General features: G+C 68.9%; 8 protein-coding genes and 1 pseudogene. All 9 read left to right on the top strand.

Translation table 11 applies throughout. The features are described 5' to 3' along the window. Nucleotides 1-30: 30 nt before the first annotated feature. Nucleotides 31-477, top strand: a pseudogene (locus ACFO6V_RS11890) (RNA polymerase sigma factor); the annotation flags it as partial. Continuing rightward, on the top strand, nt 468-1,028 hold the full coding sequence (locus ACFO6V_RS11885; RefSeq protein ID WP_377135548.1) for a hypothetical protein: 561 nt from the start codon (nt 468-470) through the stop codon (nt 1,026-1,028). The pseudogene ACFO6V_RS11890 and the gene ACFO6V_RS11885, both read left to right, overlap by 10 nt. A 100-nt stretch (nt 1,029-1,128) precedes the next feature. Then, the gene (locus ACFO6V_RS11880; protein WP_377135546.1) at nt 1,129-2,649 is read left to right on the top strand and encodes a S8 family peptidase; all 1,521 of its coding nucleotides are present in this window, start codon (nt 1,129-1,131) and stop codon (nt 2,647-2,649) included. 20 nt (nt 2,650-2,669) lie between these two features. Continuing rightward, the gene (locus tag ACFO6V_RS11875; protein ID WP_377135544.1) at nt 2,670-5,282 is read left to right on the top strand and encodes a CHAT domain-containing protein; all 2,613 of its coding nucleotides are present in this window, start codon (nt 2,670-2,672) and stop codon (nt 5,280-5,282) included. 158 nt (nt 5,283-5,440) lie between these two features. After that, nucleotides 5,441-8,038 (top strand): CHAT domain-containing protein, encoded by a 2,598-nt coding sequence (locus ACFO6V_RS11870; RefSeq protein ID WP_377135542.1) that lies wholly within the window; start codon nt 5,441-5,443, stop codon nt 8,036-8,038. A 326-nt stretch (nt 8,039-8,364) separates the two neighbouring features. Further along, nucleotides 8,365-8,895, top strand: coding sequence for a 50S ribosomal protein L10 (gene rplJ / locus ACFO6V_RS11865; protein WP_377135540.1), 531 nt, complete (start codon nt 8,365-8,367; stop codon nt 8,893-8,895). A gap of 84 nt (nt 8,896-8,979) precedes the next feature. Continuing rightward, nucleotides 8,980-9,360 (top strand): 50S ribosomal protein L7/L12, encoded by a 381-nt coding sequence (rplL, locus tag ACFO6V_RS11860; protein WP_377135538.1) that lies wholly within the window; start codon nt 8,980-8,982, stop codon nt 9,358-9,360. Nucleotides 9,361-9,780: 420 nt separating this feature from the next. Further along, nucleotides 9,781-13,293 (top strand): DNA-directed RNA polymerase subunit beta, encoded by a 3,513-nt coding sequence (gene rpoB, locus ACFO6V_RS11855; protein ID WP_377135536.1) that lies wholly within the window; start codon nt 9,781-9,783, stop codon nt 13,291-13,293. Between the two features lie 94 nt (nt 13,294-13,387). Continuing rightward, entirely contained in the window at nt 13,388-17,272 is a 3,885-nt protein-coding gene (locus ACFO6V_RS11850) for a DNA-directed RNA polymerase subunit beta' (RefSeq protein WP_377135534.1), read from the top strand. The last annotated feature ends 316 nt before the right edge of the window (nt 17,273-17,588 follow it).

Raw genomic sequence — 17,588 nt, 5'->3', positions numbered from 1 at the left:
CGCGCGCAGGGCGTCGAGCACGACGCCGCGGACGACGTGGTGCAGAGCACCTGGGTGGCCCTCGTGCGTCATGCCGACTCGATAGCCGAGCCGAAGGCCGTGCTGAAGTGGCTGCTGGTGACGGCGAAGCGGGCCGCCTGGGAGGCCGTGCGCAAGCACCGTGACGACGAGAAGCGCCGCACCGAGCTCCCCGACGACAGCCCTGAGCACCCGATGGCCCTTCCTGCGAAGGATCCGCTGCCGGACGACGAGGTCCTGCGCGAGGAACGCGATCGCATCCTGTGGATGTCGCTCCAACAACTACCCGGACGCTGCCAAGAGCTGCTGCGTCTGGTTTCGCTCGCCGACCGGCCGGACTACCGGCACATCTCGGCGGCGATCGGAATGCCGATGGGCTCCATCGGCTCGACTCGTGGACGCTGCTTGGCAAAGCTGCGGACCATCCTCGACGAGCAGGGGGACTTCTCGTGGACCTGACGCCGGAACCGAACAAGGACGAAGAGGCCGTGGGGGACCTCTCGTACGACCCGAAGGGCATGCTTGACGCCGACGACGGGGCTGTGCTGACCCGTCTTGCCGAGCTGGTCGACGCGGTTGACCCGGTGCCGAGCGACCTCGTGGAGCGCTCGCTGTTCGCGATCACGCTGGCCGGCCTGGAGGCCGACCTCATGGAGGCCGTCTATCTCGACGCGCCGCTCGCGGGCGTCCGGGGGGCCGCCGCAGCAGCACGCGCAGACGACACAGCGCCTGCCGAGGCGAAGACAATTACCTTCACGCACGACTCGCTGACCGTCATGATCAGCTTGTCCCCGGCTGCCGGGGGCAAGGTTCGGATCGACGGCTGGGCCGCTCCCGCGGCCGGGCTGGACGTGGAGCTGCACCGACCGGGGGCTGACGTCGTCACGACCGCCTCCGATGACGACGGACGGTTCGCCTTCGACTCCGTCGAGCGTGGCCGCGCGAGCCTGGTGGTTCGCCGGACCGACGGCGGCGGCGGTGCGGTGAGCACGCCGGTTATCGAGCTGTGAACTGCATGAATTCCTGAACTTCTGACATACAAACCTTGAGACCCGGCCGAGGGGCGCGGCGGGGTTAGCCGAGTGCGCCTATCGATGGAGAGGTACTGCTGTGAGTGAGCCGATGCCCGAGGGAATGCACGTCCGGGACCACGCCGGGGGGTGGCGGCCGGTCCGGGAGCTGGACCCCGCCACGGACCGGCTCCCCGGTGGGCGCATCGCGCCGACGCGCTACGTGCGAGACCGCGTGATCGTCCGCGGTGATTCCGAGGGCGGGCACAACGCGCTCCTCGAGATGATCACCGCCCGCGCCCGGGAGAACGGTGTCACGGTCACGACCGGAGACTTCCAGCAGGCGCCGTCGCGCGACGGTGCCGACTTCGTGGGGACCAGGCCCGACGTCGAGGTGCGGCTCGACGACGTGCGGGACGACTGGGACGCGCTGGGGCTGCTGGCCGCGGTGGCGGAGGAAGCGGGCGACAACCGCAGGCGGGTGTCGCTGGACCACGTGGTGACGGGGCACCGCAAAAATGGAGGATTCGGGGATCCGAACAAGCGGGTTCCTGCCGTATATCCGGGAGGGGCTCCTGTTCGCGCAGCCGACGGAGTATCGCCCCTTGTTACGCAAGAAGGCATCGATCGGCCCGTGGTCGCGATCCTGGACACCGGGATCGGGCGACACCCGTGGTTCGATGAGCCCGGAACTACCGTGCTTCGCGACGTCCAGCTCGATGGCAGCCCCATCGGGACCTATCCTGAGGACGATGTCGATGCGGAGCGCGAGGGGCGCCGAGATGGTGCGGCGTCCCACCTAGACCCGTACGCCGGGCACGGTACCTTCATCGCCGGCGTGGTCCACCAGGTCTGCCCGGACGCGGCGCTGCTTCCAGTTCGCGTCTACGGCGGGGACGGAACGGCCTCCGAGTGGGACTTCGCTCGGTCGGTGGAGCGGCTCCTGGAATTCCATCTGCGCGGACTCGCAGGCGTACCCGGGCACTTCCCCGTCGACATCGTGGTGATCGCCAGCGGCTACTACCTGGAGCACCCCGAGGACGACGACGACTACGAGGGTCTCTACCGCGGCAGGCTTCGTGACCTGCGCCGGGCAGGTGTTCTAGTGGTGGCATCGGCCGGGAACGACGGATCTACCCGCAAGACATTTCCCGCGGGCTGGGCGCCGCCCGTGCGACGGACGAGCGGCGGGGTGATCCCTGGTGACGTGCACGATCTCTGCCCGGACTACACGCCGTTGATCGGTGTGGCTGCCTCCAACCCCGATGGAACCTTGGCCGACTTCAGCAACGACGGTCCTTGGATCGCTGCGGTGCGTCCCGGCGTGAACGTCCTGAGCGCGATGCCTACGACGTTCGACGGTGCCAGCGAGGGTAGGCGATCAGCAGACGGCCTGCGTTATGCGGTCGACCCGGACGACTTCACGCAGGGCTTCGGAACCTGGAGCGGGACCTCGTTCTCGTCACCGTATCTCGCGGCGCAGCTCGCGGCGCAGCTGCTTGCATATAGGTCTTCCGGTCAGCAGCCGGCGCTTGACGCGCAAGGTCGTGTCAGCGATGCCTGGCATGCTGTGATCAAGGTCGGGGATCTCTACGCGGAGGTGCCCGGAGTGCCGGTGTGAGGTTCTGATCGGGGGGCGCGGTGGGCACAGCGGAGCTGGAGGCTCTAACCGAGCGATTCGAACGGGCGCGGGAATGGAACGTCCGTGCCCAACCGCGTCGTGCTCGCCGCGAGTTCCGCGCGCTTCTCCGGGACCTTGATCACGGCGAGACGGTGGACCTGACGATGGCCGACCGAGTGGCTTGGGCCTGGCTCATTGCTCGGTCATGGATGGGACTCGCGCAGGCAGATCTCGCGTGCACCGGAGACCTTCCAGGAGCTCTCGAACTGCTTGACCGGGCACGGGGTGCTGCCCGGCTGCTCGAGGGTTTGGAACGTCGGCGCATCGAGGCGGTGACCGACGGACAACAGGGACTGTTCCTGCTGCGGGTCGCGGGGAAGCCTGCGGAGGCGGTTCGCCTGTTTGACCGGGTACTTGCGGTCAGCGACTCCGGTGCGCCGCGGGACCTCGCGATGGCGTACCTCAATCGGGCGATTGCTCTCTCCGATCTCGGAGACGTCGAGGGCGCACTGGCGGACAACTTCGAGGCCGTCCGGCACGCCGAAGCGGCGGGATCGCCCACGCTCGTAGCCTTCGCACGGCACAACTCGGGCTACTACTTGAGCATGCTCGGCGATGCACCCGCAGCGCTCGCGGAGATGGCTGCTGCGCGTGAGCTTGCGCCAGACCAAGATGACGGCATCTCCATGCTCGGCCAGGCTGAGGTGCTGTATGGCGTTGGCCTTCTGGAGGAGGCGGAAGCGCTGCTGGACGAAGCGATACCGCAGCTACTCGCAGCTGGCCGGCGCACCGACCATGCCATCGCCGAATACGTTCGGGCACGTTGCCTCCTGGCGCTCCTGCGCTTCGAGGAGGCATCGACGCTCGCAGGCCGGGCACGTGCCCATTTCACGGCTGTGGGCTACGAACAATGGGCCGTTCTCTCTCGGGTCCTGGAATTTGAAGCAGCCCTTGCACCACTTCGTCGCGGTGTGCGGACACCGACAGGTGGTGAAGTCCGCCGTCGGGCACGGCAAGCGCTCACTGCCGCGCAGGACGGTGATGCCGCTGGACCGGTCCTGGGCCAGCACCCCGGTCACGCCGCACGTCTTGTCGCTGCGCAATGGTTCCTGCTGGCCAACGACCTCGATACGGCTCGTGTCACGCTCCGGGGCCTGCCCCGCGGCTTGACGAGCGCCCCGCTGACGATGCGGATCCAGCACTACACGGTCCAGGCGGAACTGGCGTTCGCAGCGGACGACCGCACGAGGGGGCTTCGCGCCGTGCGGGCGGGTCTGAGGCTGCTTGCCGACCATCGCAGCAGGCTCGGCGCGGTCGAGTCAGTTACGGCAGCCGCCGCACACGGTGTGGAACTGACCCGTATCGACGTCGGGGCAGCCGCGCACACCGGACGGCCGGCGGCGCTGTTCGACGCGGCGGAGCGAGGCCGTTCCACGTTCGCTGGTACGGGCCGCGTAACTCCGCCGGACGACCCAAGGGCCGCTGCGCTCCTCTTCGAGGCTCGAGGCTTGTTGGCCAGGGCGCGCGAGATGCCTGCTGACCAGGCCAAGGAGCGGGAGCGGCTCACTCGCCGTGCGCACCGGGCCCAGAGCGAGGTGCGGGAACGCTCGTGGCGCCATGCGGGTAACGCGGGCGGGGTGCAGCGTTCGGTGACTGCCCGCGAACTACGCCAGGTGCTCGTCGAGCGAGGCGACGACACGGCGGTGGTGGCCAACTTTGTAGTGCTCGACGGCATGCTGCGCTGTGTCCGTGTCGATGCCAGGGGCGTGACGGCCATCGAGTTCGGCCCCGCGGACGACGTGACCGAACGAGTCCGCCGCCTCGGCGCCGACTTCGCCATGGCCGCCAACGACCTCATCCCCGCACCCCTGCGAGCCGCCGCCAATGCCTCTCTGGCGCGCAACCTCAAGGTGCTCGACGACATTCTCCTCGGTCCCCTCCGCGCCGACGGCGACCTCTACGTCGTCGCCCGGGAACCCCTGCTCAGCGTCCCCTGGACCGCGCTCCCGTCCCGCAGCGGCCTGCGCACCGCAGTCAACTCGTACGTCGCCCGGGGCCGCACCCACGCCCGCCCGAGCGGCAAGCGACGGCTGCTCGCAGCGGCGGGACCTGGCGTGCAGCATGGCACCGCGGAAGTCCATGCGGTCGGCAGGCAGTGGCCAGGCGCAACCGTGCTGACCGGGGACGACGCCGTCACCGAGCATGTCCGCACGGCTCTCGCCACGCACGACGTCGTGCATCTCGCCACCCATGGCCAGCACGACGCGGACAACCCGCTGTTCGCGAGCATCGACCTCGCCGACGGCCCGCTGTTCGCCCACGAGCTCGACGGGACGCCGCTGCCCGGTTCGGTGGTGATCCTGTCCTCGTGCGAGGTCGGCGGCTCGACCCAGGTGCTCGGCGGCGAGGTGCTGGGCCTGACGTCGGTGCTCCTGCGCCTGGGCGCTCGCGCGGTGATCGCGTCCGTAGCCAAGCTCTCGGACGAGCTCGCGGCCCGGGTCATGCCGCGCCTGCACGCTCATCTTCGCGAGTCCGACGATCCGGAAGCCGCGCTCGCGGCGGCCCTCAAGGACGTTGCCGAGCCGGTCCCGCTGGTCTGTTTCAGCTCGGTCGAGGGCCTCGCCAGCGCCTGATCGCGGGGCGGGCGAATAGTGGTCTGATCGGCCCACCTTCATCCAGGCCCGAGCCGCTGACCTGCGGCGTCAGAAAGGGCGGTGACACAAGACATCTCACCCCGCTAGCGTGTCCCGCCTGACGCCCCACAAGGGCGTGGAAATGGCTAGGGGGCAACATGTGGCCGGAACTCGAGGCGGAGCTGCTGGTCGCGCGGGACCTCAACTCCCGCTCGCGGCCGGGCGACGCTCTGCTGCGGTTCCAGGGGGTGCTCGACCGGCTGCGCGTCATGGACCTCGCTGATCTCGAGCCCGGAGACCACGAGCGCTGGGCGGAGGGCGTGGTGCGTTCCCTGACGGGGGAGGCGGTCGCCGTCCATGCGGTCGAGGACGCGCTCGACAAGCCGCTGGCCATTCTCGAGGACGCCGAGTCCCGGGCCAGGACGGCGCCACCGGCGGTCGCGGCGCGCCTCGGCGCCGTCGTCGAGGGGGCACGTGGCCTGCTCCTGCAGCGCTCCGGCAGGCTGGCTGATGCCATGGCCGCGTTCGACCGGGTGCTCGAGGATCCGGGAGTGCTCAACGGGCGGGACCTCGCGACGGTGCTGCTCAACCGGGGCGCGACAGCCATCGAGCTGGGCCGGCTCGATGCGGCGCTCGAGGACTTCGACGTCTGCCACGAGCAGGCGGTTCGTGCGGGCACACCCTCGATCGCTTCCCTCGCCCTGCACAACACCGGCTTCGTGCGGTACGCGCTCGGCGACCTGCCCGGTGCGCTCCGGGCCATGGAGGCGGCCCGCGCCGTCGACCCGGAGCGGGCTGACGGCCTGCTCGACATCGGCCGTGGCGCGGTCCTCTACGAGGCAGGACTGCTCGAGGACGCCGAACGCGTGCTCACCCAGGCCATATCCCGCATGGTCGGTCCCGGCCGCGCGCCGCACCGCGCGGAGGCTGAGTACTTCCGCGCCCGCTGCCTCATGGCCCTGCACCGGTGGGACGAGGCCCGTACCGTCGCGGCCTTCGTCAGGCAGTACTACGCCGGCGTGGGCCATCCGCAGCGTGCGGCCATCGCGCGTGTCGCGGAGCTGGAGGCGATCCTCCTGCCGGTCCGGCGTGGCGAGAGCCCTGTGCCCGACGACGCGCGCCACCGCGCAGAGCAGGCCATCGAAGCCGCGGAGGCCGGGGACGAGGTGGACCCGCTCCTCGGACAGCACCCGGGCCTGGCCGCACGGTTCGTCGCCGCGCACTGGTACCTCCTCGCCGACGACGTCGAGGCCGCCCGCACCGTGCTCGACAACCTCCCGGACGGCATGACCGACGCTCCGCTGACCACCCGGATCCAGCAGCAGACGGTCCTCGCGCAGATCGCGTTCGCGGCGGGGGACCGGACCGCCGGTATCGCCGCCGTCTCGCTGGGCCTCGGGCTGCTCGCCGACCACCGCGTGGGCCTGGGCTCCGTGGAGTCGGTGACGGCCGCGGCCGCGCACGGCGTCGACCTGCAGCGGACCGACGTCGCGGCAGCCGTGCGGACCGGCCGGCCCGACGCGCTGTTCGAGGCAGTCGAACGCGGGCGTGCCACGTTCGCGGGGGTGGGCGGCGCCGCGACGCCGGACGACCCCGCCGTGCGCGCACTCGTCACGGAGGCCCGGGGCCTCGTCGTCCGGGCACGCACCCTCACGAACCGCGAGAGCGCCCCCGAGCGAGCCCACCTGTTCGAACGCTCCGGCAACCTGCTGGCGACGGCCCGCGAACGCGCCTGGCACCGCACGGGCGCCGACAAGGCCGCGGCCGAGGAACGCCCTGCAACCGTCGCGGACGTGCGACGCGTGCTCGGCACCCGCGACGACGGCGCGGTGGTCGCCAACTACCTGGTGCTCGACGGCGTCCTACGGTGCGTCCGCCTGGACGCGGACGGTGCGCGCACCGTGGAGCTCGGTCCACGGGCCGACGTCGCCGAACGGGTGCTGCGCGCCCGCGCCGACCTCGGCGTGTGCGCCAACGATCTGGTGCCAACCGCCCTGCGCGCCGCCGCCCAGCGTTCCCTGACCCGCAACCTGGACGCCCTCGACAAGCTCCTCGCGATACCGCTCGAGGCCGACGGCTCGTTGTACGTCGTCGGCCGGGACCCGCTCGTCGGCGTGCCGTGGACGGCCCTGCCGTCCCGCAGGGGCAAGCGCACCACCATGCGTTCCTACGTCGCACGCGGACGAGCCCCCGCGCAGCCGGGGGAGGGGCACCGGCTCCTCGCGGCGCACGGCCCGGGCGTGACCCTCGGCGCGAGCGAGGTGCGGGCGGTGGGCGACACGTGGCCCGGCGCGACGGTTCTCACCGGCCCCGCGGCCACGACGACCGCGGTACGCGAGGCGCTCGCCACCCACGACATCGTGCACCTCGCGACCCACGGCCGGCACGACGCCGACAACCCGCTCTTCGCCTCCGTCGACCTGGCCGACGGACCACTCTTCGCGCACGAGCTCGACGGCACCCGACTGCCCGGATCGGTGGTGATCCTGTCGGCGTGCGAGGTCGGCGGCTCCTCCCAGGTGGTCGGGGGAGAGGTCCTGGGCCTGACGTCGGTCCTCCTGCGCCTCGGCGCCCGCGCCGTCGTCGCGGCCGTCGCCCCGCTGTCGGACGCCGTCGCCGCCCGCGTGATGCCGCGCTTCCACGCGCACCTGCGCGCCACCGACGACCCGGAGGCCGCGCTCGCCGCGGCGCTCGCGGACGAGCCCGAACCCGCGCCGCTGGTGTGCTTCGGCTCCCTGGAGGGCTTGGAGCGCTGACGGCGGGTCGCCGCACGCATGTGCGGTTGCAGGCGTGTGGCGCGGGCCACCGCACGTTCGTACAACAACCGCACGTTCGTGCGGTACGATTCTCAGGTAACCCAAGACCGCCGGTTGTCCGACGCTGCCCGCTCTTCACGAGCACAGGGCGGAAGAAGACCGAAGTCCCGCTAAGAGCGGGGGCCTGCGCAGGTGACGAACTCGAGTGCGGCCCTGCCGCGCGAACCGAGCCCCGTGCACCTGTGCCGGGGCTCTTTCTCTTTTTCCGGGGCACGCCCGGGGCATGCGCCCCAGGGGACGGTGGTACCACCACCGGAAGGATTGCCATGGCGAGGCCGGACAAGGCAGCCGCAGTCGCAGAGATCGCGGGTAAGTTCCGCGACTCCAACGCGGCCGTGCTGACCGAGTACCGCGGGCTCACCGTCGCGCAGCTCAAGGAGCTGCGTCGGTCGCTCAGCGGCAACGCAACCTACGCCGTGGTGAAGAACACGCTGACGGGGATCGCGGCCAAGGAGGCCGGTGTCGAGGGTCTCGACGCCGACCTGAAGGGCCCGTCCGCCATCGCATTCGTGACCGGGGACCCGGTCACGGCTGCGAAGGGTCTGCGTGACTTCGCCAAGGCGAACCCTGCTCTGGTCATCAAGGGTGGCGTGCTCGACGGCCGCCCGATGTCCGCTGCAGAGATCACGAAGCTCGCGGACCTCGAGTCCCGCGAGGTTCTGCTGGCCAAGGTGGCCGGCGGTCTGAAGGCCACGCTGACGCGTGCTGCTTACGCCTTCAGCGCCAAGCCCGCCCAGGTCGCCCGCGTTATCGATGCCCTGCGTCAGAAGCAGGAGTCGGAGGGCGCTGCCGCCTGATCAGGCGGTAGCGCTAGAACAAAAACCCCCTGCTTCTCGCGGGCCGCACCGGCCCGCGAAGCGCCTACTGAAAGGAACGCCATCATGGCGAAGCTCTCCACCGACGAGCTCCTGTCCGCCTTCGAGGAGCTCACGCTCATCGAGCTGTCCGACTTCGTGAAGGCCTTCGAGGACAAGTTCGACGTCACCGCTGCCGCTCCGGTCGCCGCCGCCGCTGCCGGCCCGGCCGTCGCCGCCGAGGCCGTGGAGGAGAAGACGGAGTTCGACGTCATCCTCGAGGCCGCCGGTGACAAGAAGATCCAGGTCATCAAGGAGGTGCGCGCGCTCACGTCCCTCGGTCTCAAGGAGGCCAAGGACCTGGTCGACGGCGCACCGAAGCCGGTTCTCGAGGGCGCCGACAAGGACGCCGCCGAGAAGGCGAAGGCCGCCCTGGAGGGCGCCGGCGCCACCGTCACCGTCAAGTGACCTCAGGCTCCACCGCCTTCGGGCTGGTGTGACGGCGGCCCGGGCTCGTCCCGGGCGCCGTCCACCGACAGCAGAGGCCCGCACCCCCTCGGGGTGCGGGCCTCTCGTTTTCACCCACGTCTTCACCCACGTCAGCCGCAGCGCCGCGGCAGTGCGGGCCGGCAGTGCGGATCCGCAACGATTCGAGGATTATTGCGATCTCGGCGTGCACGTAGTAGGGCGACTGGACATACTAGAACCAGATAGGTATGCTAGCGCTTTGCGCCCGCGTGTGCCCTCGACGCCTCCCCCTGCTTCCCGAAAGTCCTGGTTGCATCCCCTCTTGTGGGATGCCCTCCGGCGACCGGTGAAGTCCGGCAGAGCTTCCTGCAGCACCGCAGAGCGTACAGCGTTCACCCGAACTGCAGGGAAGGACCCCTCTTGGCTGCCTCGCGCACCCCTTCAGCTCCGTCCGCCGAAGCCATTGCGAACCGTACCGCTTCCCGTCGCGTTTCCTTCGCAAAGATCTATGAGCCACTCGAGGTCCCCGACCTGCTTGGCCTTCAGACCGAAAGCTTCGACTGGCTCCTTGGTAACCCAGCCTGGCAGGCCAGGGTAGAAATTGCCAAGACGGCTGGCCGTAATGATGTCCCGGAAACTTCGGGCCTCGAGGAGATCTTCGAGGAGATCTCCCCGATCGAGGACTTCGGCTCCTCGATGTCCCTCTCCTTCTCGAACCACCGCTTCGAGCCGCCGAAGTACACGGCGGACGAGTGCAAGGAGAAGGACTTCACCTACGCGGCCCCGCTGTTCGTCACCGCGGAGTTCGTCAACTACACCACCGGTGAGATCAAGAGCCAGACCGTCTTCATGGGCGACTTCCCGCTCATGACGGCCCGCGGCACCTTCATCATCAACGGCACCGAGCGCGTCGTCGTCTCCCAGCTGGTTCGTTCGCCGGGCGTCTACTTCGAGCGCACCCCGGACAAGACCAGCGACAAGGACGTCTTCTCCGCGAAGATCATCCCGTCGCGTGGTGCCTGGCTCGAGTTCGAGATCGACAAGCGCGACGCCGTCGGCGTCCGCGTCGACCGCAAGCGCAAGCAGTCCGTCACCGTGCTGCTCAAGGCTCTCGGCATGAGCGAGGCGGAGATCCGCGAGGAGTTCGCCGAGTTCCCGTCGGTGCTGGACACCCTCGAGAAGGACCACGTCCACACCGAGGACGAGGCACTTGTCGACCTGTACCGCAAGATCCGCCCGGGCGAGCCGCCCACGGTCGAGGCCGGTCGCGCGCTGCTCGAGAACTTCTACTTCAACCCGAAGCGTTACGACCTCGCGAAGGTCGGCCGCTACAAGGCGAACAAGAAGCTCGGTGTCGACGCACAGCTGGCCGAGTCCACGCTGTCGCTGACCGACGTCGTTGCGACGATCAAGTACCTCGCCGCCCTGCACGCCGACAAGCAGATCCTCTCGGGGATGCGCAACGGCAAGCCGGTCGAGGTGCGCGTAGAGGTCGACGACATCGACCACTTCGGCAACCGTCGTATCCGCGCCGTGGGTGAGCTCATCCAGAACCAGGTGCGCACGGGTCTGTCCCGCATGGAGCGCGTCGTTCGCGAGCGCATGACCACGCAGGACGTCGAGGCCATCACGCCGCAGACGCTGATCAACATCCGTCCGGTCGTCGCGTCGATCCGTGAGTTCTTCGGCACGTCGCAGCTGTCGCAGTTCATGGACCAGAACAACCCGCTGGCCGGTCTGACGCACAAGCGTCGTCTGAACGCGCTGGGCCCGGGTGGTCTGTCCCGTGACCGTGCCGGCATGGAGGTCCGTGACGTCCACCCGTCGCACTACGGCCGCATGTGCCCGATCGAGACCCCTGAGGGTCCGAACATCGGTCTGATCGGTTCGCTCGCGTCGTTCGGTCGCATCAACCCGTTCGGCTTCATCGAGACGCCGTACCGCAAGGTCGAGAACGGCAAGGTCACCGACAACATCGAGTACCTGACGGCCGATGACGAGGACCGCTACATCATCGCGCAGGCGAACACGCCGCTGCTCGAGGACGGCACGTTCGTCCTCGACCGCGTGCTCGTCCGCACCAAGGGTGGCGAGACCAACGACATCCCGGGTGCCGAGGTCGACTACATGGACGTCTCGCCGCGCCAGATGGTGTCGGTCGCGACCGCCCTGATCCCGTTCCTCGAGCACGACGACGCCAACCGCGCCCTCATGGGTGCCAACATGCAGCGCCAGGCGGTGCCGCTGGTCCGGTCCGAGGCCCCCGTGGTCGGTACCGGCATGGAGCGCCGTGCGGCGGTCGACGCCGGCGACGTCATCCTGGCGACCAAGCCCGGTGTGGTCACCGAGGTCTCGGCCGACCTGGTGCTCGTGGCGAACGACGACGGCACGACGGGCTCGTACCGCGTGCACAAGTTCGTGCGCTCGAACCAGGGCACGAGCTACAACCAGCGCGTGCTGGTCGACGAGGGTGCGCGGGTCGAGGTCGGCTCCGTGCTCGCCGACGGCCCGGCCACGGACGAGGGCGAGCTCGCGCTCGGCCGCAACCTGCTGGTCGCGTTCATGTCGTGGGAGGGCCACAACTACGAGGACGCGATCATCCTGTCGCAGCGCCTCGTGGAGGACGACGTCCTCTCCTCGATCCACATCGAGGAGCACGAGGTCGACGCTCGCGACACCAAGCTCGGCCCGGAGGAGATCACGCGGGACATCCCGAACGTCTCCGAGGAGGTCCTCGCGGACCTCGACGAGCGCGGCGTGATCCGCATCGGCGCCGAGGTCGGCGCGGGCGACATCCTGGTCGGCAAGGTCACCCCCAAGGGTGAGACCGAGCTGACCCCGGAGGAGCGCCTGCTCCGTGCGATCTTCGGTGAGAAGGCGCGCGAGGTGCGCGACACCTCGCTCAAGGTTCCCCACGGCGAGCAGGGCACGGTCATCGCGGTGCGCGAGTTCAACCGGGAGGACGGCGACGAGCTGCCCGCCGGCGTGAACCAGCTGGTGCGCGTCTACATCGCGCAGCGCCGCAAGATCACGGTCGGTGACAAGCTGGCCGGCCGCCACGGCAACAAGGGCGTCATCTCGAAGATCCTCCCGCAGGAGGACATGCCGTTCCTCGAGGACGGCACGCCGGTCGACGTCGTCCTGAACCCCCTGGGTGTGCCGGGCCGGATGAACGTCGGTCAGGTGCTGGAGACCCACCTCGGGTGGATCGCCAAGCAGGGCTGGGACGTCTCCCTGGCAGACGACAAGGGCGGGGAGTGGCTGGAGAGCCTCCCCGAGGTCGCTCACACGAGCGTTCCGGGCCGCCCTGTCGCCACGCCGGTGTTCGACGGTCTGGAGGAGGTCGCGCTCCGCGGTCTCTTCGGGGCCACCCTGCCCAACCGTGACGGCCAGCGCATGGTCAACCACGACGGCAAGGCGATGCTCTTCGACGGCCGCTCCGGCGAGCCGTTCCCCGAGCCCGTCTCGACCGGCTACATGTACATCCTGAAGCTGCACCACCTGGTCGACGACAAGATCCACGCGCGTTCGACCGGTCCGTACTCGATGATCACGCAGCAGCCGCTGGGTGGTAAGGCGCAGTTCGGTGGTCAGCGATTCGGTGAGATGGAGGTCTGGGCACTCGAGGCGTACGGCGCCGCGTACACGCTCCAGGAGCTGCTCACCATCAAGTCCGACGACGTCCCGGGCCGTGTCAAGGTCTACGAGGCGATCGTCAAGGGCGAGAACATCCCCGACTCGGGCATCCCGGAGTCCTTCAAGGTGCTCCTCAAGGAGATGCAGTCGCTGTGCCTGAACGTCGAGGTGCTCTCGAGCGACGGTGTCTCCATCGAGATGAAGGAGTCCGACGACGAGGTGTACCGCGCCGCTGAGGAGCTCGGTATCGACCTCTCGAGGCGGCCGAACGCCGCCTCCAGCGTCGACGAGATCTGACACCGGTCCGCGCCCGCTCAGCGGGCGCGGACCCGGACTCCAGGCGCGGACCTGGACACCAAGGATTTTCGAGAACTTCAGGAAGTAGGACATCTTGCTCGACGTCAACGTCTTCGACGAGCTGCGTATCGGCCTCGCCACGGCCGAGGACATCCGTGCCTGGTCGCACGGTGAGGTCAAGAAGCCAGAGACCATCAACTACCGCACCCTCAAGCCGGAGAAGGACGGGCTCTTCTGCGAGAAGATCTTCGGTCCGACCCGCGACTGGGAGTGCTACTGCGGCAAGTACAAGCGCGTGCGCTTCAAGGGCATCATCTGTGAGCGGTGTGGCGTAGAGGTCACGCGTTCCAAGGTGCGCCGTGAGCGCATGGGCCACATCGAGCTCGCCGCGCCCGTCACGCACATCTGGTTCTTCAAGGGTGTGCCGTCCCGCCTGGGCTACCTGCTGGACCTGGCGCCGAAGGACCTCGAGAAGGTCATCTACTTCGCGGCCTACATGATCACGTCGGTCGACGACGAGGCCCGCCAGGAAGACCTGCCGAACCTGCAGAACGAGATCGATCTCGAGAAGAAGGAGATCTCCGACCGCCGGGACAACGACATCAACACCCGCGCCCAGAAGCTCGAGGCCGACCTGGCCGAGCTCGAGGCCGAGGGTGCCAAGGCTGACGCGCGCCGCAAGGTGCGCGACTCTGCCGAGCGCGAGATGGCTCAGCTCCGCAAGCGTGCGGACCAGGAGCTCGACCGCCTCGAGCAGGTCTGGGACCGGTTCAAGAACCTCAAGGTCGCTGACCTCGAGGGCGACGAGATGCTGTACCGCCAGCTCCAGGACCGCTACGGCACCTACTTCGAGGGTGCGATGGGCGCGAGCGCGATCCAGCAGCGCCTCCAGAACTTCGACCTGGAGGCCGAGGCGGACTCGCTGCGCGAGACCATCCGCTCCGGCAAGGGCCAGCGCAAGACCCGTGCCCTCAAGCGGCTCAAGGTCGTGAACGCGTTCCTCACGACCACGAACTCGCCCACCGCGATGGTGCTCGACGCCGTCCCGGTCATCCCGCCGGACCTGCGCCCGATGGTGCAGCTCGACGGTGGCCGGTTCGCGACGTCGGACCTGAACGACCTGTACCGCCGCGTCATCAACCGGAACAACCGCCTCAAGCGGCTCCTGGACCTGGGCGCGCCGGAGATCATCGTCAACAACGAGAAGCGGATGCTCCAGGAGGCCGTGGACTCGCTGTTCGACAACGGCCGTCGTGGTCGCCCGGTCACGGGTCCGGGCAACCGCCCGCTGAAGTCGATCTCGGACATGCTCAAGGGCAAGCAGGGCCGGTTCCGTCAGAACCTGCTCGGCAAGCGCGTCGACTACTCGGGCCGTTCGGTCATCGTCGTCGGCCCGCAGCTCAAGCTGCACCAGTGCGGTCTGCCCAAGCAGATGGCGCTCGAGCTGTTCAAGCCGTTCGTCATGAAGCGGCTCGTGGAGCTCAACCACGCGCAGAACATCAAGAGCGCCAAGCGCATGGTCGAGCGCACGCGCCCGGTCGTGTGGGACGTGCTCGAAGAGGTCATCACGGAGCACCCCGTGCTCCTGAACCGTGCGCCGACGCTGCACCGTCTGGGCATCCAGGCGTTCGAGCCGCAGCTCGTCGAGGGCAAGGCCATCCACCTGCACCCGCTCGTCTGCGGCGCGTTCAACGCCGACTTCGACGGTGACCAGATGGCTGTGCACCTGCCCCTGAGCGCCGAGGCGCAGGCCGAGGCCCGCATCCTCATGCTCTCGAGCAACAACATCCTCAAGCCGTCGGACGGCCGTCCGGTGACCATGCCTTCGCAGGACATGATCATCGGTCTGCACCACCTCACGAGCGACCGTCCGGGCGCCGTGGGCGAGGGCCGCGCGTTCGGTTCCGTGGCCGAGGCCATCATGGCCTTCGACCGCGGTGAGCTGGACATCAACGCCAAGATCAGGCTGCTGATGTCGGACCTCGTGCCGCCGCTGAAGGACTTCGAGGCGCCCGAGGGCTGGGAGCAGGGGCAGCAGCTCCTGTTCGACACGACCCTCGGCCGGTACCTGTTCAACGAGACGCTGCCCGTCGACTACCCGTACGAGAACGGTGTCGCCGACAAGAAGCGCCTCTCGACGATCGTCAACGACCTCGCCGAGCGCTACCCGAAGGTGGAGGTGGCCGCGGCGCTGGACGCGCTGAAGGACGCCGGCTACCGGTGGGCCACGCGCTCCGGTGTCACGATCGCCATCTCCGACGTCGCTGCGCCGACCGAGAAGGCCGCGATCCTCGACGAGCACGAGGCTCGGGCCCTCAAGGTCCAGCAGCAGTTCGACAAGGGTCTGATCACCGACGACGAGCGCCGCCAGGAGCTCATCGAGATCTGGACGCAGGCAACTGACCGGGTGGCCTCGGTGATGCGGGAGAAGCTCGAGAGCAACGCGCGGAACACCGTGATGCGCATGGTGGGCTCGGGTGCTCGTGGTAACTGGATGCAGGTCCGTCAGATCGCCGGTATGCGCGGCCTCGTGGCGAACCCGAAGGGCGAGATCATCCCTCGTCCGATCAAGTCCAACTACCGTGAGGGCCTGTCCGTCCTCGAGTACTTCATCGCGACGCACGGTGCCCGTAAGGGTCTGGCCGACACGGCCCTCCGTACGGCCGACTCGGGTTACCTGACCCGCCGTCTGGTGGACGTGTCGCAGGACGTCATCATCCGTGAGGACGACTGCGGTACCGAGCGTGGCCTCACGCTGCCGGTCGCGGAGCGCCTCCCGGACGGCTCGCTCGTCCCCGACGACCGCGTCGAGACCAGCATCTACTCGCGTACCTTCGCGACCGACGTGGTGGACGCCGACGGCAACGTCATCGCGACCGCCGGTTCGGACGCGGGCGACGTCATCATCGACCAGGTGATCGCGGCGGGCATCGAGAGCGTCAAGGTCCGTTCGGTCCTTACCTGCACCTCTCGCGTCGGTACCTGCGCGAAGTGCTACGGCCGCTCCCTGGCCACGGGCCTGCTCGTGGACATCGGCGAGGCCGTCGGCATCATCGCGGCGCAGTCGATCGGTGAGCCGGGCACGCAGCTGACGATGCGTACCTTCCACACCGGTGGTGTGGCTGCCGCTGAGGACATCACGCAGGGTCTGCCGCGTGTCACCGAGCTCTTCGAGGCCCGTACCCCCAAGGGTGAGGCGCCGATCGCGGAGTACACGGGTCGCGTGACGATCGAGGACACCGAGCGGACGCGTCACCTCGTGCTGACGCCGGACGACGGTGGCGAGGAGATCAAGTACCCGGTCACGAAGCGTGCGCGCCTCAAGATCGCGGACGGCGACCACGTCACCGTGGGTACGCAGCTCGTCCAGGGTGCTGTCGACCCGAAGAAGGTGCTGCGCATCCTCGGCCCGCGTGCCACGCAGACGCACCTGGTGGACCAGGTCCAGGAGACCTACCGCAGCCAGGGCGTGGACATCCACGACAAGCACATCGAGGTCATCGTGCGGCAGATGCTGCGCCGCGTGACCGTGCTCGACTCGGGTGACTCGCAGCTGCTGCCCGGTGAGCTCGCGGAGCGCATGCGCTTCGAGGACGCGAACCGCAAGGCCGTGTCGGAGGGTGGCCAGCCGGCCGCCGGCCGTCCGGAGCTGATGGGTATCACGAAGGCTTCGCTCGCCACCGACTCGTGGCTCTCGGCGGCCTCCTTCCAGGAGACCACCCGAGTGCTCACCGAGGCGTCGATGAGCGGTCGCCGTGACCCGCTGCTGGGCCTCAAGGAGAACGTCATCATCGGTAAGCTCATCCCGGCCGGTACGGGTCTGCCCCGCTACCGCAACGTCGAGGTCGAGCCCACCGAGCAGGCCAAGGCCGAGCTCTACCCGAGCTTCGGCTACGACGAGATCGACTTCCCGACGCTCGGTATGGGCTCGGGCGAGGCGATCCCGCTGGAGGACCTGGACCTCGGCGACTTCCGCTGATCCGATCCTGACTGCGACGTAGCGAACCTGTCAGAGCCCCGCTGACGTGTCAGACGTGCAGGTCACTCCCGTGACCTGCACGTCTGACACGAAGGGTGGGCTCTGACAGGTTCGCTCGTTTTCGCTCGCGGTTGCTCGGGCGCATCTCACACCCGATTCGTTTTGACCCCCCGTAAACACGTGGGTATTCTTAGAATTCGTGCCCGCGCCGTCGGGCCGCACCTCTTGAAGGCCGCCGCGAGGCAGCTTCGGAAGCGGCCGATGTGAGTGCGTGGGCATCCCGGCAAGAACCTCCCGGGGCACGTCGTGCCCCGAT

The sequence above is a fragment of the Promicromonospora alba genome, from assembly GCF_042654905.1.
GTDB classification, from domain to species: Bacteria; Actinomycetota; Actinomycetes; order Actinomycetales; family Cellulomonadaceae; genus Promicromonospora; species Promicromonospora alba.
This window is presented reverse-complemented; position numbering and strand designations above follow the sequence as displayed.

Coding starts and splice junctions, on each gene's coding strand:
- rplJ (WP_377135540.1), top strand. CDS start 8,365: ATGGCGAGGCCGGACAAGGCAGCCGCAGTCGCAGAGATCGCGGGTAAG.
- ACFO6V_RS11870 (WP_377135542.1), top strand. CDS start 5,441: ATGTGGCCGGAACTCGAGGCGGAGCTGCTGGTCGCGCGGGACCTCAAC.
- rplL (WP_377135538.1), top strand. CDS start 8,980: ATGGCGAAGCTCTCCACCGACGAGCTCCTGTCCGCCTTCGAGGAGCTC.